We start from the raw sequence: 21,390 nt of genomic DNA on the forward strand, positions 1-21,390 counted from the left end.
AACTTTGTTTCTTTCAACTTATACATAATCTCGTTGTTCTTAATTCATTCTTATATATTCTTTGTGTTGTTTGTTACATGTAACATGTTACTGAAAAACTTGTTTCTTTCAACTTATACATAATCTCGTTGTTCTTAATTCATTCTTATATATTCTTTGTGTTGTTTGTTACATGTAACATGTTACTGCAAAACTTGTTTCTTTCAACTTATACATAATCTCATTGTTCTTAATTCATTCTTATATATTCTTTGTGTTGTTTGTTACATGTAACATGTTACTGAAAAACTTGTTTCTTTCAACTTATACATAATCTCGTTGTTCTTAATTCATTCTTATATATTCTTTGTGTTGTTTGTTACATGTAACATGTTACTGCAAAACTTGTTTCTTTCAACTTATACATAATCTCATTGTTCTTAATTCATTCTTATATATTCTTTGTGTTGTTTGTTACATGTAACATGTTACTCATAAAAAGTTACAAAATAAATTGTTTCTATAGGTATATAAGTGTTATTATTAATTTATAACAAAATAAAAAGAGCAACTATTGGTCGTAGTTGCCCTTAAATGTTTGGTAATAAAACGTTCCCCACGTTTATTTATCTACAATGTTTTGATACCTGTATTATATACTGAATTGTTACTTAGTGCAAGTATTGAAACTAGTAAATAAACACAAATATATATAAAAGCGTTTTATTACCTCTTACCAAATCAAAATACGGAAAGAGGTTTTTTATTATGACTGAAGAAAGATTTAATATCCAACAACAATATAGAGAAAAATTTTATCAACTGCCAAAAGTGTTTTTTACTAATGAGAAATATATGCAATTAAGTAATGATGCTAAAATTGCGTACGCTTTGTTAAAAGACAGATTAGAATTATCAATAAAGAACAATTGGTTTGATGATAATGGCGATATATTTTTCATTTTCACAAATGAAAAACTTAAAGCTATATTAAATTGTCATGATGGTAAATTAACAAAAATTAAAAAAGAGTTATCAAAAAATAATCTTTTAGAACAAGTAAGATGTGGGCAAGGACGACCTAATAAATTATATTTAATGAATCCTGAAGTTACTAAAGAAGACGTTTATGAAATCAAAAAACAAGAAGAAAACATTGATGAGACTTGTCATGACACTGAAATGCGATTTTCGCATTTCAAGAATTGCGAAAATCGCATTTCTAGAAATGCTGAAATCGCACAACAAGAAATGCGAAAATCGCACACTAATGATACTGAACTTAATGACACTGATATTAGTAATACTGATTCTAGTGATACGAATGATATGAATGATGTAAGAGAAGAAAATGTAGAAGCTACAAAACCTAATCATCCAAATCATACGAATCATTTACAACAACAATCCGATGAAGAAGCTTTAAAACATTTAGAACTTCAGGAAATGCCCGAAGATACAAAGAGATATATGAATAACTTTAGTGCTAAAGAAATACAAATCATTAAATCAGTTATTTTAAAAGCTAAGCGTTCGTTTAATGATATGTATGGTGAAGTGTATATGCTTGAAGATATGGATGATGAATTATTTACAGTACTTAAAAGATTCAAAGGTATAATGGTTAAAAAACAAGAAACTGTTGAAGCTATGCAAGGATATTTAATGCGCTCTATTTTGTCCGAATTAGAAGAAATGCGCTCAACGAATATGCGTAGAAAAAACTTTGAAAACAGTCCACTCAACGTATTTAAAACATAAAATACAAGAAAAAAGGGGAATGATAGGCGATGAATTTTTCGTTAGTTAAAAGTTTTTTACCTCACATGACAAAAGAGGATATGAGGGTCATTCAAGTTCCGAATTGGTATTTAAGCTATTATAGACGTTTTCCAGAAAAGCTAGAAAACTGTAAATATAAGCATATCAAAGCGATTAACGATTATATAAAACAAGAAAAAGCTCATATTATTGGTATCGATTTAGGTAAATACCATTATTTAACAACGTCAAATATAGATCGATCTTTTGTTTTTGTCGATAAACATAACACGCTCTTCCATCTTTTTAGAAAATACGAGAGACGTATTGCGGTTCTGTTGCAAAGTGAAAAATAATGTAATATAAATACAAATAAATGCAAAAACAATCAATATATATAAATGATTTATCGTTAAAATAACATTTATTTTTTTATATTTGCATAGTATTGTATACTAATTTTACTTTGCAACAGAACCTAGACATGTAATATGAAACTTGAAAGGAAATGAACGTAAATGGCTAATAAAAATTATAATGCAGCTAACATAGTTATTGATACTCTAAAAAATAATGGTGTGGAATATGTATTTGGTATTCCAGGAGCGAAAATTGATTATTTATTTAATGCACTTGAAGATGATGGTCCAGAATTGATTGTTACACGTCACGAACAAAATGCGGCAATGATGGCACAAGGTATAGGAAGATTAACTGGTAAACCTGGTGTAGCTCTTGTTACAAGTGGTCCAGGCGTGAGTAATCTAACAACCGGATTATTAACAGCAACTTCAGAAGGCGACCCTGTACTAGCGTTAGGTGGACAAGTCAAACGTAATGATTTATTACGTTTGACACATCAAAGCATTGATAATGCAGCCTTATTAAAATCATCTACAAAATATAGTGTAGAGGTACAAGATCCTGAATCTTTATCAGAAGTCATTACAAATGCAATGAGAACAGCAACTTCAGGTAAAAATGGTGCCAGTTTTGTTAGCATTCCACAAGATGTGATTTCTTCACCTGTTGAATCTAAAGCCATATCATTATGTCAAAAACCAGATTTAGGTGTCCCAAGTAATCAAGATATTAATGATGTAATTGAAACAATTAAAAATGCATCATTCCCTGTTCTTCTAGTGGGTATGAGAAGTTCCAGCGTAGATGAAACAAATGCAATTCGTAAGTTAGTTGAAAAAACAAATTTACCAGTTGTAGAGACATTCCAAGGTGCCGGTGTTATTAGCCGAGAACTTGAAAATCATTTCTTTGGTCGTGTTGGATTATTCCGTAATCAAGTGGGTGATGAATTACTACGTAAAAGTGATTTAGTCATCACAATCGGTTATGATCCAATTGAATATGAAGCAAGTAATTGGAATAAAGAATTAGATACAAAAATTATCAATATTGATGAAGTTCCAGCTGAAATCACTAATAATATGCAACCAGTGAAAGAATTAATAGGTAATATTTCTGGAACAATCGAAATGATTTCAGAAAAAGTGCATGAACCATTTATTAATGAACAGCACCTAGATGAATTAGAACAATTAAGATCATACATTATTGATAAAACAGGTATTAAAGCAATACATGAAGATGGAATATTACATCCAATTGAAGTTATCGAATCTATGCAAAAAGTTTTAACAGACGATACTACGGTAACTGTCGATGTCGGAAGTCATTATATTTGGATGGCACGTAAATTCAGAAGTTATCATCCAAGACACTTATTATTCAGTAATGGTATGCAAACGTTAGGTGTCGCATTACCATGGGCGATTTCAGCAGCGCTTGTAAGACCGAATAAACAAGTTGTCTCAGTTGCTGGTGATGGTGGTTTCTTATTCTCATCACAAGATTTAGAAACAGCAGTTCGTAAAAAATTGAATATTATTCAATTAATTTGGAATGATGGTAAATATAATATGGTTGAATTCCAAGAAGAAATGAAATATGAACGTTCGTCAGGTGTAGACTTTGGTTCAGTTGATTTTGTGAAATATGCAGAATCCTTTGGAGCAAAAGGAATGCGTGTAACAAATCAAGAAGAATTAGAAAATGCGATTAAAAAAGGTTATGAAATTCAAGGACCTGTAGTCATTGATATACCTGTAAATTATAAAGATAATATGAAACTTTCAACCAATATGTTGCCTGATGCATTTAATTAATAATCAAATAGTAATTGAGGAGTGAATCTTTTATGACTAATATCTTATATCAACACGGTACATTAGGAACATTGATGGCAGGACTATTAAAAGGTACTGCCTCAATTAATGAAATATTAAAACATGGAGATTTAGGTATTGCGACTTTAACGGGATCGAATGGAGAAGTGATATTTGTGGATGGTAAGGCTTACCATGCTAATGAACATAAAGATTTTATTGAATTAAAAGGTGATGAATTAACACCTTATGCGACAGTGACGAAATTCAAGGCAGATACAACATACCAAACTAAAGATAAATCATCTGACGATGTTTTTGACGAAATTAAAGAAAACATGATGAGTGAAAACTTGTTTTCAGCTGTTAAAATTTCTGGAGTATTCAAAAAAATGCACGTTCGCATGATGCCTGGACAAGAGCCGCCATATACACGATTAATTGATTCGGCACGCAGACAACCCGAACAAACTGAAACGTATGTTGAAGGAACTGTTGTTGGTTTCTTTACGCCCGAACTATTCCATGGTATTGGATCTTCAGGATTTCATATACACTTTGCGAATGATGATCGTAACTTCGGCGGCCATGTGCTAGACTTTGAAATAGAAGATGCTAAGGTTGAAATTCAGAACTTCGAAACATTCGAACAACATTTCCCAATCAATGATGAAATCTTTAATAAGACGGATATTGATTATAAAGATATTGCAGAGGAAATTAGAGAAGCAGAATAGTATCTTAAAAATTAAAAGAGGAGTATAAATTGTTATGTTAGTGCATTCATTTGATCCATTTCATAATTTATTGTTATCCTCAATCGTTGCTGCTATACCAATCATTCTTTTCTTATTGTGTTTAACAGTATTTAAAATGAAAGGTTTTTATGCTGCATTAACAACTTTGATTATAACAATATTAGTAGCATTATTAGTTTTTAAATTACCTTTGAACATTGCTGGAGGAGCCACATTTGAAGGTTTCTATCAAGGTATTATCCCCATTGGTTTTATAGTTATTATGGCCGTATGGTTGTATAAAATTTCTACCAAAAGTGGTCAATTTGATATTGTTAAAGACAGTATAGCTAGTATTTCACAAGATCAACGTATTCAATTATTACTAATTGGTTTTGTATTTAATGCATTTTTAGAAGGCGCAGCCGGATTTGGTGTACCAATTGCTATATGCGCTGTATTACTTACGCAGCTGGGATTCAAACCCTTAGAGGCAGCTATGCATTGTTTAGTAGGCAATGCTGCTGCTGGGGCTTATGGTGCAGTAGGAATTCCAGTAGCTATTATTGATACGTTAAATTTATCAGGTGATGTTTCTGCTACCGAGGTAGCACTAATTGGTAATTTAACTTTAGGGTTTATTAGCTTTTTTGTGCCTTTCTTATTAATATTTATGATTGATGGATTCAGAGGTATTAAAGAGATATTACCATCTATTTTAGTTGTTTCTGTAACTTATACGTTTTTACAAGTGATTATAACATCATTTGCAGGTCCTGAACTTGCAGATATTATACCTGGATTGGCAGCTATGATTGCACTAGCATTATTCTCTAGTAAATTTCAACCTAAAAACATATTTAGATTACAACAAAATGAAGAACCTAAACGTGTAGCTAAACATTCATTCAAAAATATTGTTTATGCATGGAGTCCTTTCATCATTTTAACTGTTATTGTACTTATATGGAGTTCATCATTCTTTAAAGGATTATTTGAAAAGAAAGGACTATTACACTCTCTTGTAATTAATTTTAATGTACCTGGTACGATGAATGACGTAACGCACGCACCAAATGTACTCACTTTTAATTTTATTGCACAAACCGGTACAGCTATATTAATTACAGCCATTTTGACTATTATTATTGCAAATAACATGAATTTTAAAATTGCTGGGAGACTATTAGGATTAACAGTGAAAGAACTATGGATTTCTGTATTAACAATATGTTTTATCCTAGCTGTATCTAAAGTAATGACTTATGGCGGATTAAGTAGTGCTATGGGCCAAGGTATTGCTAAAGCTGGACCTATATTTCCACTATTATCACCAGTTTTAGGTTGGATAGGTGTATTTATGACTGGATCAGTTGTAAATAACAATGCATTGTTTGCTCCAATACAAGCCTCTGTTGCTGGGCAAATTGGTGCGAAAGGCTCATTACTTGTAGCAGCTAATGTTGCTGGTGGTGTCACGGCTAAAATTGTATCACCTCAATCTATAGCTATAGCTACTGCTGCAGTTAATGAAGTAGGAAATGAGTCGCAATTAATGAAAATGACAATGCGTTTTAGTATAGGATTATTAGTATTTGTATGCATCTGGACATTTCTACTTAGCTTATTAATAAGTTAAGTAGAAATAGCAATAATATTACAGAATAAGTAGCTATTCCATAAAAGAATAGTTCATATTAAAATTAAGTATTTTATTTTCTGTATATTTTGTATTACACTAATATTCGTACTTAAAAGAAGGGAGTCAATTATGAATACAAAAGAGTCAAAAACAGTTGTTGTTATTGGCGCTGGTGTTTTAAGCACAACTTTTAGTTCTATGCTTAAAGAGTTAGAACCAAATTGGAATATAAAACTATATGAACGTTTAGATCGTCCTGGTATCGAAAGTTCAAATGAGCGTCATAATGCTGGAACTGGTCATGCTGCTTTATGTGAATTGAACTATACAGTGAAACAACCTGATGGATCAATTGATATAGAAAAAGCAAAAGAAATTAATGAGCAGTTTGAGATTTCAAAACAATTTTGGGGTCATTTAGTTAAAAATAATAGTATTTCTAACCCTAAAGAATTTATTCAACCATTACCTCACATTAGTTTTGTTAGAGGTAAAAATAACGTTCAATTCTTAAAGGATCGTTATCATGCTATGAAGGATTTTCCAATGTTCGACAATATTGAATATACCGAAGATATTGAAGAGATGAGAAAATGGGTTCCATTAATGATGGCGGGTCATAGCTCAAGTGATATTATGGCTGCTAGTAAGATTAACGAAGGTACAGACGTTAACTTTGGAGAGCTTACTCGTAAAATGGCTAAAAATATTGAACAACATCCTAATGCCAATGTTCAATATAATCATGAAGTAATAGACTTTAACCATCGAAAAGATGGTAAATGGGAAGTTAAAGTGCGTCAACGTAACAGTGGTGATATTCAAACTGAACTTGCTGATTATGTATTTATTGGTGCTGGTGGTGGTGCTATTCCACTATTACAAAAAACTGGAATTCCAGAAAGTAAACATTTGGGCGGATTCCCTATTACAGGGCAATTTTTAATTTGTACTAACCCAGACATTATAGCCCAACATGATGCCAAAGTTTATGGTAAAGAACCACCTGGAACACCACCTATGACAGTACCTCACTTGGATACTCGATATATTGATGGTGAACGTACATTATTATTTGGTCCATTCGCTAGTGTGGGTCCTAAATTCTTAAAAAATGGTTCTAATCTTGATTTATTTAAATCAGTCAAACCATATAATATTACAACATTATTATCTGCTGCTGCTAAAAACCTACCTTTAATCAAATATTCATTTGATCAAATATTAATGACTAAAGAAGGTTGTATGAATCATTTACGTACATTTTATCCAGAAGCACGTGATGAAGATTGGCAGTTATACACTGCAGGCAAACGTGTACAAGTGATTAAAGATACTCCTGAATATGGTAAAGGATTTATTCAATTTGGTACAGAAGTTGTTAATTCTGAAGATCATTCGGTAATAGCTTTATTAGGAGAGTCTCCAGGAGCATCAACTTCAGTATCTGTAGCTCTAGAAGTACTTGAGAAAAACTTCCCTGAATATGAATCTGAATGGATGCCTAAAATACAAAAAATGATTCCATCTTATGGTAAATCACTCATTAATGATACTGCATTAATGAAAAAAATCCGTCAACAGACATCAAAAGATTTAGAATTAAATTATTATACGAGTAGTAAATAATTTATAGCGTAAGTTGAGATATAGGAGGATTGTTATGAATAAGATATTAACAATTTTAGTAGTTATTACTGTTGTTTTTTTGGGATTAAAACGTTATCAAGCTCATGTTAATAAGGTGCCTAATATCGAATATTAATAAAAACATTTAGTGTATATTGTGTAATAGAGAGAAATATCAAGTATAACTAAAATATATTATTTTAGTTTAACATTTAGTTTGTGTTGTTTTTATTTGTTATTTTACTCAGTTATCACAATTAGATTCTATAAAACAGAAGGAAAAGCCGAGAAAACCAAGGGATTTCTCGGCTTTTTTGATTGAAAAAAGTTAATTTGTACATGTATTGAAAAGTATAGTCTATTGTGGTTAATTTTTGAATATTTGTATAGGTCTTTTGGTTCTGTTGCAAAGTTGAGTTTATAGTATAATTTTAACAAAAAGGAGCATGCTATATGAACTATTTCAGATATAAACAATTTAACAAGGACGTCATCACTGTAGCCGTTGGCTACTATCTAAGATACGGGCTGAGTTATCGTGATATATCTGAAATACTAAGAGAACGTGGTGTCAACGTTCATCATTCAACGGTCTACCGTTGGGTTCAAGAATATGCTCCGATTTTGTATCAAATTTGGAAGAAAAAACATAAAAAAGCCTATTACAAATGGCGTATTGATGAGACGTACATCAAAATAAAAGGGAAATGGAGCTATTTATATCGTGCCATTGATGCAGATGGTCATACATTGGATATTTGGTTACGTAAGAAACGAGATAATCATTCAGCATATGCGTTTATTAAGCGACTTATTAAACAATTTGGTAAACCTCAAATGATAATTACAGACCAGGCACCTTCGACGAAGGTGGCAATGTCTAAGTTGATTAAAGATTTTAAACTTAATCCCGACTGTCATTGTACATCTAAATATCTTAATAACCTCATTGAGCAGGATCACCGTCATATTAAAGTGAGAAAGACGAGATATCAAAGCGTCAATACGGCAAAGAATACACTCAAAGGTATTGAATGTATTTATGGTCTATATAAAAAGAACCGTAGGTCTCTTCAGATCTACGGATTTTCGCCGTGCTACGAAATTAATCACATGTTGGCCAGTTAAGAGAATACTACCATGTTAAAATGATAATTAGTTATATTTTTTCTGACTTTGCAACAGAACCTAATGTTTTTTAGGTTTTGGAAACGAGTTTCTTCTTATTTTGAGAGGCGAAAAAAAGATTTGTAGGTACTAAAGATATAATTTTAGAGCATACTCTAAATACCCCTTTAAAATGAAAAAATAAGGATATTGGATTATCACGCGAAAATTTTAGTTTTAGGTGGAATAAAAATAATAATCCTTTAGGAAGTTTATAAGAAACTATAAAATAATACAAAACGGCTGGGTCCTAAAAACCCAGCCGTTTTGTATTGACTTAATATTATATAGATGTTATCATTATATAGTATTTGTATGGAAGGATACCCAAGTCTGGCTATAAGGGGATTAATATTTAATATTAATTAGGAGCTTTTTGCTCGCGTTGGTTCGAATCCTTCTCCTTCCGCTAAAAAACACTCCAGTTATATAACTGGAGTGTTTTTATATTTTATTTTTAAGTATAAAAAATTTGAATAAAAGAGGTTTGAAAGGTTTGATAAAATCACCAATATACTCTTCAAGGTTCTACTGCAAAATAAAAAATATGGCTAATCACTAATTTATCATGTCAGTGTTCGCTTAACTTGCCAGCATGATGCTAATTTCGTGGCATGGCGAAAATACGTAGATCTGAAGAGACCTGCGGTTCTTTTTATATAGAGCGTAAATACATTCAATACCTTTTAAAGTATTCTTTGCCGTATTGATACTTTGATACCTTGTCTTTCTTACTTTAAGATGACGGTGATCTTGCTCAATGAGGTTATTCAGATATTTCGATGTACAATGACAGTCAGGTTTAAGTTTAAAAGCTTTAATTACTTTAGACATTGAAGGTGCCTAATCTGTAATTACCTTTTGAGGTTGACCAAATTGTTTAATGAGATATTTGATAAACGCATATGCTGAATGATTATCTCGTTGCTTACGCAGCCAAATATCTAATGTATGTCCCTCTGCATCGATGAACGTTTACACCACGTTCCCTTAATATTTCAGATATATCACGATAACTCAATGCATATCTTAAATAGTAGCCGACGGCTACAGTGATAACATCCTTGTTAAATTATTTATATCTGAAATAGTTCATACAGAAGACTCCTTTTTTGTTAAAATTATACTATAAATTTAACTTTGCAACAGAAACTAGGAGGACAATTATATGTATTTTACAACTTTGACAGAAAAAGAATATGAAGATTTTATCCATAGTAGACCAGTACATTTCACACAATCTATAGATCAATATCGATTTCGTAAAAATGAAAATAATGATGTTCACTTGGTTGGAGTTAAAGACAATGATGAGGTCATAGGTGCTTGTTTACTATCTGAAGCAAGAGCGTTAAAAATATTTAAATATTTTTATTCTCATAAGGGGCCGGTTCTTGACTATAATAATAAAATACTTGTTGATTGCTTTTTTAAAGGATTAACTAAATATTTAAAAAAACACAGAACATTATTTGCATCATTGGATCCGTATATTTTAGAAAATATCAGAAATACAGATGGAGAAATACTACATTCCTTTAATAATACAAATTTAATATATCAACTTTCAAAATTAGGATATAAACATCAAGGGTATACAGTCGGTTATTCTCAAAAAAGTCAGATTCGTTGGTTGTCTGTATTGAATTTAAAAGATAAAAGTAAAGAGACTATATGGAAAGATATGGAATATCAAACACGACGTAATATCAAGAAATCCTTAGAAATGGGAGTTGAAACAATTACATTAGATATATCTGAAACACAACGGTTTTATCGTTTGTTTAAAATGGCTGAAGAAAGACATAATTTTAAGTATAGATCGAATCCTTATAAATTTTTTAAAGAAGCTCAAGTAATGTATCCACAAAATTCAATGGTTAAATTATCTTATATTAACTTACAAAATTATTTGAAAAAACTTGAAATTACAAAGGTAAAATTAAATAAATCAATGGAAATGATAAAAGATAAGCTCAAAGAAAATCCGAATTCTAAGAAGAGTAAATCTCAACATAAACAATTAGAACAAAAACTTCAAAGTAATAAAAAGAAAGTTAAAGAAGCACAAAGTTTAATTGATAGAGAAGGTAATATTTTAGATTTAGCAGCTGCTTTATATATATATAATAAAGATGAAGTTTACTATCTTTCGAGCGGTTCAAACCCTAATTTTTACCAATTTAAAGGAGCATACGCATTACAATGGGATATGATCCAATTTGCACTAGATCATCAGATTCCAAGATATAATTTTTATGGAATTACAGGAGACTTTAGTAAAGATGCTGATGATTATGGAGTACAACAGTTTAAAAAGGGATTTGGTGCACATGTTGAAGAATATATTGGAGATTTTATTAAACCTATACATCCATTGTTTTATAAAATTTATCAAATTTTGAATAAATAAATTGATTGTAATACTTTTATACATAATAGATGTAAAAGATTATAAGTGACATGATTTACAAAACGATCTTTTTCATTCCCAATCCGTTATCGTTCTGAGGCTCAACAGGTCGCTAAAAAGCTATTAAAAAGTTCGATGCAGTTTGCCCTACAAAATTCAAAAAACAAAAAGAACCCAATCATATTTTATGATTGGGTTCTTTTAATAAGCAATATAATTAAAGTCGCTCATACGCCTTTAAAATGGCATATATAAATAATCCAAAGAAGGCATAAGGCACAAGATAGAGTACAACAATCAAATAACGCCATGCGGAATGGCCAGTTTTAAGTACATGATTGAGCCACTCATAAAAATGATGTACGCCTAACCAGTCACCTAATGGACTTAAGACTAAAAATGCGATCATGACTAAAGCAACAATGAAAAACATTGCTGTAAGACCTTTGGTTAACTTATTGATGATTTGGTCATATTGTTTAACAGCTGTTTCGTTGTTTTTAATGCGCTCATCTATCGTTTTTTTATAGTCTCTATTCGATTGTTGAAGTGCTGATTGATTATTTTTCACTTCTTCAACCACATTTTGTGTTTCCGTTTTTACGTCATTAAGTTCTTTTTGTATCGCTTGTTCGAAATCTTGTTTTAAATTATCGGTATCAATCCGTTGCACATAATGTCTCGCTGCACTCACAAACCGTTTTTCATTGGTTTGGGTTGCTTGATTAAAGTTCGAGGCCGTGGTCTCGATCGTCGTTAATAATTGTTCGTGACGCTTGTTTCGCTCGTTCTCTCTCTTCTCGATCTCTTCGAGCCTTTTCATGAGCAAGTCTTGCTGACTCTGCAGCTTGTCGGCGACGCTCAAGCTCATTTGTGTCTTGGGCGAATTTATCCCAATCTGATTGAGTGACGCCTGTATCTCGTTGAGCTGGTTCATCACGGTTTGAAGTTGGTCGTTTTGGCTGGATGTCTTTGTCATCTTCTCGTCCTTGCTGTTGTCGTTGTATTTGTCTTTCAAAGCCATCTTCTATACCCCCTTTGTTATAATCTTCGCCTAATCGACGACCACGGACTTTTTTATCTTCAGCTAGATGTCGATAGGTAATGCTCTTAGGTGTAACGCGTGCAATTTCAATGTCATATTGACTTAAATGGTCTTTGAATTCATCCATACTTGTAGCTGTTGATTGGTCGATTGCTTCACGTATTTCATCTTTCCATGAATATTGGGCGGTTGATTTTGTATTAGGGTCAGCAATCGCTTTTTCTGTTTGTGTATAACGTAAGCGTGCTGTATCTTTTTCTGGCACGCTTAAGCCATGTTCACGACATACGTCGTCATTAAAGTCTCTTAAATCACGTAAGGCTTGCTTGTTGTTATTGAACTTTTTACCTGTTTCAAGATTAACGGCATTAATCACAATATGATTATGTATGTGATCAGTATCACAATGTGTATAAACAGCCACTTGATGATTGGTTGCGAATTTTTTAGCTAATGCTAAGCCTAATTGATTACATTGTTCTGGGGTTACTTCGCCTGGTTTGAATGACTGAATAATGACATGGCCTTCATTACCCCCTGTTTTACCATAGAGTTCACGTGAGGCTTTAAAACTACTTTTGGCATAGTCTATGTCGCAGTTTAAGCCACTTTTTTCTTCAGCCCGTTTTTCAGCGTAATTGATGGCACGTGACGTTGATTTCGTTGCACTTATTTTAGTTGTTGCCATTGGTATCACGCTTTTTTTGTTTAGGAATAAAATGATCAATTAAAAGGCCACCGAAAACACAAAATAAGAAACAGATGGTGATAAACCACCATTGTTTTAGGAATGAAAAATTAAAAAATAAAGTTAAAATCATTAAAGATATAACAGTTAAAATCCAAATGCTAAATAGCAATCTTCTTAATTTAGTTTGTTCCATACCTCATCTAACCTTTCACGTAATTCGCTGATATTACGTTCTAATGCTTTATAGTTCGGTGCTTCATGTTGATGTTGGTTGCAATATTTCGCAATCTGATTGGTATTTGCGCCCAACATACTCAAATCTTTCGCTACCGATTGTCGCGTTGCTTGATCCAATTTGGGTGCGACCAATCGAGCGCCTTGTGCCTTTTTCTTAACGAACGCAGGCACACTCATATTTAAAGTTTCAGCTGATTGTTGTAACTTTAAATATTCGGATTCGCTCACACGAAAACTGATTTGTTTCGGCGCCTTACGGTTGGGTTTACGGTTTTGCCCAACAGTTTCGTCGCTAGCCACAAATGTGTTTTGTTCGCTCATTATTCCCACCACGCTTTCTTCGAAAGATAACGCCTTTCTTACATTTTACTTTATAGGATAAAGTAAAATTCATCAAGTCGTTAAGTGGTTTGGCAAGCACTGGCTTTGCTATCCACTTCGTTCTAGAACGCCGTACTTGATGGGATTATATCCCATACCCTTTATGTTTTTGCTAACGCAAAAAATGAGTGGCAAAATGCTAGCCACTCATAGTTCAAAACCAAATTCAAAATCAAAACACCAGCAACCAAAAATATGGTTGCTCATAAATGAAGTTCTGAAAAGCAAAGATTATTTATTAAGGTGTTATGCGTATTAAATATTCTTTTTTTCTATGTTTTAATCAAATTTTTACAGTTATTAATACTTATATTCTATTTGATATTCAGAAATATTTTTATGTCCTTTTTCTGTTAACTCTGCGTATCGTGTTGTCCCACAAATCGGAAAACATTTATTATAAAACAATTCTACATTTTCAGCTAAATCTTGTCTCGCTATACTCTCGAGTGCTAATAAAAAAGTTTTTTCACTCACATTTAAGGTTTTAAAATCTACACTTTCTCCTTCTTTAATCGATAACAGTACACTATACATTAAATCTTGTTTTAACAACGTTCATCACCTCTTATTTATCTAGATGACGATACAAAGTTGCTCTACTTATATTTGTCTGTTCTTTTATCTCATTTAAAGTGTATTTTTTACTCATATACATTTCAATAGCATCACTAAGATTTTTGTCGTTTCTTTTGGGTCTTCCTAAGTTTTTTCCTTCTTTTGCATAATTTTCTAAACCTAAACGAGTTCTAAATTTGACAATGTCACTTTGGAAGTCTGTGATATCATGTAATATTTCTATAAATTCACCTTTGATGTCTTTATAAATATAACGATTTAAATTAATAACATATAAAGATATATCCTCCTGAGAAAGATAATCTAATATATCTACTAAATGTTTCGTAGAATCTGCAAGAATACATAAATCCGTAACGTATAACATATCTCCAGAAACTAATTTTTCATTTAAAAGAACATCTAATATATTCCTCTTCTTATTATTAGCATGAATTTCTTCAACAATTTCATTTGTATGATTTTCTATTTTCTTTTTTTGTTCATTTAAATTGTCGTTTATTGTAACGGGTCTAATATAACCGTATTTCATTTAATTGCACCACCCTGTAGGTGAAGTGTAACATAAAGTTTCATTAACGGGTATACATATGAAACTTTTCTGTTATACTTTACAATATAATTAAATAAAAAGGAGAGTAAGTTATGGTTGAAAAATTAAAAAATGAATGGCTTAACCAGCCAGGAAAAAATATACTTGCCGGTATTGTAGTTGCTTTAGCTTTAATCCCTGAAGCTATTGCATTTTCAATTATTGCAGGTGTAGATCCAATGGTTGGTTTATATGCTTCGTTCATTATTGCTGTGGTTACTGCTATTGTAGGTGGCAGACCAGCAATGATATCAGCTGCAACAGGGGCTATTGCCTTATTAATTGTTCCACTTGTGAAAGATTACGGTGTAGAGTATCTTCTAGCTGCTACTATACTAATGGGGTTAATCCAATTAATTTTAGGACTACTTAAAGTTGGTCGTCTAATGAAATTTATACCTCATTCCGTCATGATTGGGTTTGTAAATGCCCTAGGAATAATGATTTTTATGTCTCAAATAGAACATATCTTTGGAATATCAATTTCAACATATATATATGTAATTATCACGTTACTCATTGTATATATAATTCCAAGATTTTTTAAAGCTATACCTGCACCATTAATAGCTATTATCGTGTTGACTGCCCTTTATATGTATACAGGTTCTGACGTGAGAACTGTCGGAGATTTAGGGAATATTAAACAAGCTTTACCTCACTTTTTAATCCCTAATGTGCCCTTTAATTTAGAAACACTTCAAATTATTTTCCCTTACTCTTTATCTATGGCTATTGTAGGTTTAGTAGAAAGCTTACTTACAGCTAAAATTGTAGATGATGCTACAGATACTTATAGTAGTAAAAATAGAGAGTCACGTGGTCAAGGTATCGCTAACATGATCACCGGTTTATTTGGTGGTATGGGTGGTTGTGCCATGATTGGTCAATCGGTCATCAATGTTAAATCAGGAGCAAACAGTAGATTGTCTACATTTACAGCCGGTATCGTACTTATATTTATGATTATTGTACTTGGAGGACTCGTAGTGCAGGTTCCAATGCCAATTTTAGCAGGTATTATGGTTATGGTTTCTGTTGGTACATTTGATTGGAATTCTTTTAAATATATTAAAAAAGCACCGAAAACAGATGCAGTTGTTATGCTCATTACGATGATTATCGTTTTAATGACTCATAACTTAGCTATAGGTGTTGTTGCAGGGGTCGTTTTCAGCGCTTTATTCTTTGCTACTAAAATTTCAAAAGTAGAAGTAATTTCTGAAGAATTCGGTAAAATAAATCGATTATCTTTTAAAGGACAAATCTTCTTTGTTTCTATTGACTCTATGATGGATCAAATTAACTTCGATATTAAAAATAGTACCATAGAATTAAACTTCAATAATGCACACTTATGGGATGATTCTGCAGTCGATGCAATTGACACGATAGTACGAAAATTCGAAGAAAAAAATAATATTGTTCGTGTAGAAAAATTAAATTCAGATAGTCGTAAAATTGTTTCAGAGTTAAGCCAACTAAATGAAAATCATTTAAACTAAAGGAGCGTTATTTATGTATAAATCAATTTTATTAGCAGCAGATGGGTCAGAAAATAGTTTGCGTTCAGCAAAAGAAGTTTTAAATTTTATAGATGATAATACTGTTGTTACTATTCTTACAGTTGTAGATGTTGAGGAGTCGAAAACAGATGTTTTACATGGTAAACAAAGTTCCAGTTTGACGAATGAAAGAGAAGACAAACTCTCTCATATCACTGAGTTATTTGTAGAGCATAATGTGAAATATGAAATGAAAATTGCACATGGTGTTCCTGCGGACACAGTTGTTTCAGTTGCAAATAGTGGAGAATTTCAGGCTATTGTTTTGGGAACACGTGGATTAAATAGTTTGCAAGAAATGGTGTTAGGTAGCGTCAGTCACAAAGTAGCAAAACGTTCAGAAATTCCCGTTGTTATTGTAAAATAGTCTGTCTAACTCAATCCGTGAAAGGATTGAGTTTTATTTTAGAGGTGAATATTAGATGAAAACCAAAAATTTCTATTATGGTTGGGTTATTGTATTTATTGCTGGTTTGACAGTTTTCTTCTCTGGCCCTGGCCAAACTTATTCAAACGCAGCATTTATTGATGAATATATTCAAACATTTGGATGGAGCCGTACAGAAGTTTCCTCAATATATTCTTTAGCTATTCTATTTGGAATCATATGGGGAATTGCGAACGGTCTAGAAAGAATTGGAACCAATATTGTTTGGGCTAACTACTTTGGACGTAAGCATGTAGGGAGTATAAATGGAATTGGATCAACTATGCTAGTGATTGGTTCCTCTTTAGGACCATTACCATTAGGCCTAGGTCATGATATTTTCCAATCCTATTCATTAACTATTTATATGATGATTATTTTCCCCATTATTGGTTTAGTTTGTGCATTATTGGCTAAAAAGCCAGTTAAAAATTATTAAAATATACCATAGAAAGAATGGTATTTAAGGGGAGATGTTATGAAGTTTTGCAAAGGAATATGTATTCTAATATTATTGGTTTTTTGTGATTTGTTGATTTTTAAACGGTCGAAAGTATGGGGAGTAGAGCATGAATCGAGTAATAATCAAATTCGAATAATAAAAGAAGAAGACTATACAGATATGGTTATTAACCAATACTAATCATATTTTAGTATAACAATATATAGATAAACCTCTTTATAAGAATGGATATGTTATACAAATCTACTACCTATAACACTTTATTATGTTAACTAAACCAAAAGGCACAAACACCGTCATATCAGTGTTTGTGCCTTTATGTCCGGATTATAGGTTATACAACTTTTATACATACCCTTAACCACACGTTTTCATGCATTTTCATTAAATAAAATTTTGTATCTTTATTCAGTTTACACTTGTGTCATTTACACAAGTGTAAACTACACAAATCATTATTCATGCGTATACGAGTTTACCTGGAATTGATATATCGTACTTAGATGTTACATACAATATGCGCGCATATTGTATGTATGTATATTGTATGCCTGCATACATATCATGCGAAATCTTACAGTACAAAGGAATTTTGTTATACTAAAAAAGCACTTCCGTGCAAGAGAGGAGGTGTGCATATGGCGTTAACGATACTTTCACTTGTTGGAACATTTATCTTATCTGTTATCGCTGGTGTAGTTGCGAACTACATTACAGATAACCTAAAAAGATAAATAAAAAACCCCACTTTGCTTTGGTCGGCAGTGGGGTTTTGCATATGGCGAACCATACTTCACTTGTTACTTATATAATATCATGATGATATATACTATTCAATTAACTCTTTCGTTTTATAATCTTTTCTATTCTTCCCAATCCACTTCAAGTTGTTTTAAAAATGCCTCTCGTTCTTTTTCTAATTGCGGATCATACTCATTTTGTATTGGTTTTTCATATGTGCGTTCTTCCAACCATTTTGGCGTTTTTTCACGACTAATATATTGTCGTGACTTACCTATATTCGCCATTTGTGGTTGTCGTTTATTGTGAATGCGTTTCTCAGCGTCAAACGTAAACTCTAACCATTCTATTTTACGCCCTTTTTTCGCTTTAATTTTATTGATATGTAGATTATTGAAAATCTGAGATAGTTCTTTAATAATAGGTGTTAAAACAAATGGTTCTGTTGCAAAGTAAAAAAATATAGCTAACCACTAATCTATCATGTTAGTGTTCGCTTAACTTGCTAGCATGATGCTAATTTCGTGGGATGGCGAAAATCCGTAGATCTGAAGAGACCTTCGGTTCTTTTTATATAGAGCGTAAATACATTCAATACCTTTTAAAGTATTCTTTGCTGTATTGATACTTTGATACCTTGTCTTTCTTACTTTAATATGACGGTGATCTTGCTCAATGAGGTTATTCAGATATTTCGATGTACAATGACAGTCAGGTTTAAGTTTAAAAGCTTTAATTACTTTAGCCATTGCTACCTTCGTTGAAGGTGCCTGATCTGTAATTACCTTTTGAGGTTTACCAAATTGTTTAATGAGACGTTTGATAAACGCATATGCTGAATGATTATCTCGTTGCTTACGCAACCAAATATCTAATGTATGTCCCTCTGCATCAATGGCACGATATAAATAGCTCCATTTTCCTTTTATTTTGATGTACGTCTCATCAATACGCCATTTGTAATAAGCTTTTTTATGCTTTTTCTTCCAAATTTGATACAAAATTGGGGCATATTCTTGAACCCAACGGTAGACCGTTGAATGATGAACGTTTACACCACGTTCACTTAATATTTCAGATATATCACGATAACTCAATGCATATCTTAGATAGTAGCCAACGGCTACAGTGATAACATCCTTGTTAAATTGTTTATATCTGAAATAGTTCATACAGAAGACTCCTTTTTGTTAAAATTATACTATAAATTCAACTTTGCAACAGAACCAGATAGATAATGCGATTTGCTACCATATTAGATAAGTGTTATTGAAATTGATAAAAACTATATACTTCAATAAAATGAAATTTGTAAATAAAAAAATAAGAGATAGAACCACAATTTCTTGTTCTACCTCTTTAAGTGATAAAGTGTTATTTTTCTTTCACAAGTTTTTTAACTTCTTCTAATTCTTTTTCAACATCTCTATCCGGTTTTTTAGTTATAAGACTTACGATATAAGTCACAATTAAACTTGTTAAAAATCCAGGAATAATTTCATATAAATTAAAGAAATCAATATGTTCTCCTAATGGTTTCACAAAAACAATCCAAATAATGACTACAACTGATCCTGATATCATACCAAAAATAGCTCCTGTACGACTTAATCCCTTCCAATAGAGAGATAGTAATACCAGTGGACCAAATGCAGCACCAAATCCAGCCCATGCATTACCAACAAGATTAAGTATAGTATCATTTGGAGTCCATGCGATTATAATAGATATAATTGCTATAATAAGAACAGATAATCGACCTACTAATAAAAACTCTTTTTTATGTTTTTTTGCAGCTTCTTCGCCTCTAATTAATTTATAGAAATCCTCTGTAAGTGAACTAGAAGTAACAAGTAGTTGTGAGGAGATTGTGCTCATAATAGCTGCTAAAATTGCTGCAAGAAGGAAACCACCAACCAATGGATGGAATAAAATTTGGCCCATTAAAATAAAAAGTGTTTCTGGATCATTTAATTTAACTCCTCTATCTTGAACAAAAGCAATACCTATCAACCCTACACATACAGCACCTATTAAACTAATAGCCATCCAACTAATACCAAATCTTCTAGCAGTTTTTAATTGACTAACGGATTTGATTGACATGAATCGTACTATAATATGCGGTTGACCAAAGTAACCTAATCCCCAAGCAAAGAAAGAAATAATTCCCACAATAGTGGTCCCTTTAAATAAATCTAAATTAGTCGGTTTTAAATTTGCTGCTTGAGAAAAAGCATCAATCCCTCCGAGCTGCATCATGGCTACAATAGGTACCATAACCATCGCAATTAACATAACTACACCTTGAAAGAAGTCAGTTAATGATACTGCTAAATACCCCCCAAAGAATGTATAAGCAATAACAATCACCGAAACTACAATAAGACCAGTATGATAATCTAGACCAAACGCACTATTAAATAATTTACCACCTGAAACCATACCCGAGTGAGTATATAGTGTAAAGAATACAACAATAATACCACCAGAGATAATTTTAATAATATTAGAATTATCATTAAGGCGATGTGTAAAATAGTTAGGTAATGTGATTGAGTCATTCGCTTTTTCAGTGTACACACGAAGTCTTGGTGCTACAAGTATGTAGTTAACATAAGCTCCGATAGTTAACCCAATAGCTAACCAAGCTGCTGATAAACCTGTTGTATAAACCTCTCCAGGTAACCCCATAATCATCCAACCACTCATATCTGAAGCTCCAGCAGATAATGCAGTGACGTAAGGTCCTATATTTCTTCCACCAAGCATATATTCTCTTAAATCTCCGGTTGCCTGCTTATAACCATAATATCCAATAACAAGTAAAATTAGAAAATATACTGCAAGCATGATATATGTCCGCCAGTCAAGATTCACTTGGCTTGATAAAGATGTAGCTAAAACAAACATATTAAATAACTCCCTTATATTTATTTTTGTTACATACAATAATTATACAAAAAACAAGAGTTATTTAAAGGATAAATTTTAATTTTTGGTATTTAATGAATCTTATTAATTGTAAATACTATATTTATGTAGCAGTGACTATATTTTTAATATTAATTTTTAGTATATAATATTCATTGATTTTGTATATAACGATAATAAAAATAAATATACTATATTTGAGTAACATATAAATCGATATATTT

General features: G+C 31.8%; 19 protein-coding genes, 1 tRNA gene and 2 pseudogenes. 13 read left to right on the plus strand and 9 right to left on the minus strand.

The genetic code is table 11. The annotated features are described in order from the left end of the window. Positions 1-747 precede the first annotated feature (747 nt). The 9 genes from NGI30_RS11060 to NGI30_RS11100 all read left to right on the plus strand — a co-directional run bounded on the left by NGI30_RS11060 (position 748) and on the right by NGI30_RS11100 (position 9,507). Positions 748-1,740 carry a replication initiator protein A gene (locus NGI30_RS11060; protein WP_002471380.1) on the plus strand — a complete coding sequence of 331 codons (993 nt, stop codon included), beginning with the start codon at positions 748-750 and terminating at the stop codon, positions 1,738-1,740. A 29-nt stretch (positions 1,741-1,769) separates the two neighbouring features. Next, a complete protein-coding gene (locus NGI30_RS11065) occupies positions 1,770-2,096 on the plus strand; it encodes a hypothetical protein (RefSeq protein ID WP_251944096.1) in 327 nt (108 codons plus the stop codon). Positions 2,097-2,258: 162 nt separating this feature from the next. Further along, the gene (gene alsS, locus NGI30_RS11070) at positions 2,259-3,923 is read left to right on the plus strand and encodes an acetolactate synthase AlsS (protein WP_009385214.1); all 1,665 of its coding nucleotides are present in this window, start codon (positions 2,259-2,261) and stop codon (positions 3,921-3,923) included. 32 nt (positions 3,924-3,955) lie between these two features. Further along, positions 3,956-4,660 (plus strand): acetolactate decarboxylase, encoded by a 705-nt coding sequence (gene budA / locus NGI30_RS11075; protein ID WP_238094345.1) that lies wholly within the window; start codon positions 3,956-3,958, stop codon positions 4,658-4,660. Positions 4,661-4,694: 34 nt separating this feature from the next. Next, the gene (locus NGI30_RS11080; protein WP_238101199.1) at positions 4,695-6,299 is read left to right on the plus strand and encodes an L-lactate permease; all 1,605 of its coding nucleotides are present in this window, start codon (positions 4,695-4,697) and stop codon (positions 6,297-6,299) included. A gap of 132 nt (positions 6,300-6,431) precedes the next feature. Beyond that, a complete protein-coding gene (gene lqo, locus NGI30_RS11085; protein ID WP_238101200.1) occupies positions 6,432-7,931 on the plus strand; it encodes an L-lactate dehydrogenase (quinone) in 1,500 nt (499 codons plus the stop codon). Between the two features lie 34 nt (positions 7,932-7,965). Further along, the gene (locus NGI30_RS11090) at positions 7,966-8,067 is read left to right on the plus strand and encodes an SE2200 family small protein (RefSeq protein ID WP_238101201.1); all 102 of its coding nucleotides are present in this window, start codon (positions 7,966-7,968) and stop codon (positions 8,065-8,067) included. 317 nt (positions 8,068-8,384) lie between these two features. Further along, positions 8,385-9,059 (plus strand): IS6 family transposase, encoded by a 675-nt coding sequence (locus NGI30_RS11095; RefSeq protein ID WP_238101202.1) that lies wholly within the window; start codon positions 8,385-8,387, stop codon positions 9,057-9,059. A gap of 356 nt (positions 9,060-9,415) precedes the next feature. Next, positions 9,416-9,507 (plus strand) — tRNA-Lys (locus NGI30_RS11100). Positions 9,508-9,680: 173 nt separating this feature from the next. Here the strand turns inward: NGI30_RS11100 and NGI30_RS11105 are convergent. Continuing rightward, positions 9,681-10,155: pseudogene (locus NGI30_RS11105) on the minus strand (DDE-type integrase/transposase/recombinase). A gap of 111 nt (positions 10,156-10,266) precedes the next feature. Between NGI30_RS11105 and NGI30_RS11110 the strand changes: the two are divergent. Beyond that, a complete protein-coding gene (locus NGI30_RS11110) occupies positions 10,267-11,511 on the plus strand; it encodes an aminoacyltransferase (RefSeq protein ID WP_238101203.1) in 1,245 nt (414 codons plus the stop codon). Positions 11,512-11,728: 217 nt separating this feature from the next. On the opposite strand, the gene NGI30_RS11115 is transcribed toward NGI30_RS11110, so the two are convergent. The 5 genes from NGI30_RS11115 to NGI30_RS11135 form a co-directional block, all read right to left on the minus strand. After that, complete coding sequence (locus tag NGI30_RS11115; RefSeq protein ID WP_353505255.1) at positions 11,729-12,205, minus strand: mobilization protein; 477 nt, start codon at positions 12,203-12,205, stop codon at positions 11,729-11,731. Positions 12,206-12,236: 31 nt separating this feature from the next. Next, positions 12,237-13,244 (minus strand): relaxase/mobilization nuclease domain-containing protein, encoded by a 1,008-nt coding sequence (locus NGI30_RS11120; protein WP_338421167.1) that lies wholly within the window; start codon positions 13,242-13,244, stop codon positions 12,237-12,239. Positions 13,245-13,421: 177 nt separating this feature from the next. After that, complete coding sequence (locus tag NGI30_RS11125; RefSeq protein WP_251944098.1) at positions 13,422-13,805, minus strand: plasmid mobilization protein; 384 nt, start codon at positions 13,803-13,805, stop codon at positions 13,422-13,424. 360 nt (positions 13,806-14,165) lie between these two features. After that, on the minus strand, positions 14,166-14,420 hold the full coding sequence (locus tag NGI30_RS11130; protein ID WP_001836853.1) for a hypothetical protein: 255 nt from the start codon (positions 14,418-14,420) through the stop codon (positions 14,166-14,168). Between the two features lie 13 nt (positions 14,421-14,433). Further along, complete coding sequence (locus NGI30_RS11135) at positions 14,434-14,976, minus strand: recombinase family protein (RefSeq protein ID WP_001836856.1); 543 nt, start codon at positions 14,974-14,976, stop codon at positions 14,434-14,436. Between the two features lie 113 nt (positions 14,977-15,089). Between NGI30_RS11135 and NGI30_RS11140 the strand changes: the two genes are divergently transcribed. The 3 genes from NGI30_RS11140 to NGI30_RS11150 are packed head-to-tail and all read left to right on the plus strand — an operon-like array spanning position 15,090 to position 17,467. Then, positions 15,090-16,541: a SulP family inorganic anion transporter gene (locus NGI30_RS11140; RefSeq protein ID WP_049428074.1), complete on the plus strand. Its 1,452-nt coding sequence runs from the start codon at positions 15,090-15,092 to the stop codon at positions 16,539-16,541. Between the two features lie 13 nt (positions 16,542-16,554). Then, positions 16,555-16,968, plus strand: coding sequence for a universal stress protein (locus tag NGI30_RS11145; protein ID WP_001836859.1), 414 nt, complete (start codon positions 16,555-16,557; stop codon positions 16,966-16,968). A 55-nt stretch (positions 16,969-17,023) separates the two neighbouring features. Continuing rightward, positions 17,024-17,467 (plus strand): MFS transporter, encoded by a 444-nt coding sequence (locus NGI30_RS11150; RefSeq protein WP_001836860.1) that lies wholly within the window; start codon positions 17,024-17,026, stop codon positions 17,465-17,467. Positions 17,468-18,354: 887 nt separating this feature from the next. Here the strand turns inward: NGI30_RS11150 and NGI30_RS11155 are convergent. The 3 genes and pseudogenes from NGI30_RS11155 to putP form a co-directional block, all read right to left on the minus strand. Then, positions 18,355-18,666 (minus strand): annotated as a pseudogene (locus NGI30_RS11155) (replication initiation protein); the annotation flags it as partial. Between the two features lie 63 nt (positions 18,667-18,729). Beyond that, positions 18,730-19,404 (minus strand): IS6-like element IS257 family transposase, encoded by a 675-nt coding sequence (locus tag NGI30_RS11160; RefSeq protein WP_206141015.1) that lies wholly within the window; start codon positions 19,402-19,404, stop codon positions 18,730-18,732. 202 nt (positions 19,405-19,606) lie between these two features. Next, positions 19,607-21,145 (minus strand): sodium/proline symporter PutP, encoded by a 1,539-nt coding sequence (gene putP / locus NGI30_RS11165; protein WP_206141016.1) that lies wholly within the window; start codon positions 21,143-21,145, stop codon positions 19,607-19,609. Positions 21,146-21,390 lie beyond the last annotated feature (245 nt).

Origin of the sequence: Staphylococcus sp. Marseille-Q5304 (genome assembly GCF_943737015.1) — a bacterium.
Taxonomy (GTDB): Bacteria; Bacillota; Bacilli; order Staphylococcales; family Staphylococcaceae; genus Staphylococcus; species Staphylococcus hsinchuensis.

Coding starts and splice junctions, on each gene's coding strand:
- NGI30_RS11060 (WP_002471380.1), top strand. CDS start 748: ATGACTGAAGAAAGATTTAATATCCAACAACAATATAGAGAAAAATTT.
- NGI30_RS11065 (WP_251944096.1), top strand. CDS start 1,770: ATGAATTTTTCGTTAGTTAAAAGTTTTTTACCTCACATGACAAAAGAG.
- alsS (WP_009385214.1), top strand. CDS start 2,259: ATGGCTAATAAAAATTATAATGCAGCTAACATAGTTATTGATACTCTA.
- budA (WP_238094345.1), top strand. CDS start 3,956: ATGACTAATATCTTATATCAACACGGTACATTAGGAACATTGATGGCA.
- NGI30_RS11080 (WP_238101199.1), top strand. CDS start 4,695: ATGTTAGTGCATTCATTTGATCCATTTCATAATTTATTGTTATCCTCA.
- lqo (WP_238101200.1), top strand. CDS start 6,432: ATGAATACAAAAGAGTCAAAAACAGTTGTTGTTATTGGCGCTGGTGTT.
- NGI30_RS11090 (WP_238101201.1), top strand. CDS start 7,966: ATGAATAAGATATTAACAATTTTAGTAGTTATTACTGTTGTTTTTTTG.
- NGI30_RS11095 (WP_238101202.1), top strand. CDS start 8,385: ATGAACTATTTCAGATATAAACAATTTAACAAGGACGTCATCACTGTA.
- NGI30_RS11110 (WP_238101203.1), top strand. CDS start 10,267: ATGTATTTTACAACTTTGACAGAAAAAGAATATGAAGATTTTATCCAT.
- NGI30_RS11120 (WP_338421167.1), bottom strand. CDS start 13,244: ATGGCAACAACTAAAATAAGTGCAACGAAATCAACGTCACGTGCCATC.
- NGI30_RS11125 (WP_251944098.1), bottom strand. CDS start 13,805: ATGAGCGAACAAAACACATTTGTGGCTAGCGACGAAACTGTTGGGCAA.
- NGI30_RS11135 (WP_001836856.1), bottom strand. CDS start 14,976: ATGAAATACGGTTATATTAGACCCGTTACAATAAACGACAATTTAAAT.
- NGI30_RS11140 (WP_049428074.1), top strand. CDS start 15,090: ATGGTTGAAAAATTAAAAAATGAATGGCTTAACCAGCCAGGAAAAAAT.
- NGI30_RS11145 (WP_001836859.1), top strand. CDS start 16,555: ATGTATAAATCAATTTTATTAGCAGCAGATGGGTCAGAAAATAGTTTG.
- NGI30_RS11150 (WP_001836860.1), top strand. CDS start 17,024: ATGAAAACCAAAAATTTCTATTATGGTTGGGTTATTGTATTTATTGCT.
- NGI30_RS11160 (WP_206141015.1), bottom strand. CDS start 19,404: ATGAACTATTTCAGATATAAACAATTTAACAAGGATGTTATCACTGTA.
- putP (WP_206141016.1), bottom strand. CDS start 21,145: ATGTTTGTTTTAGCTACATCTTTATCAAGCCAAGTGAATCTTGACTGG.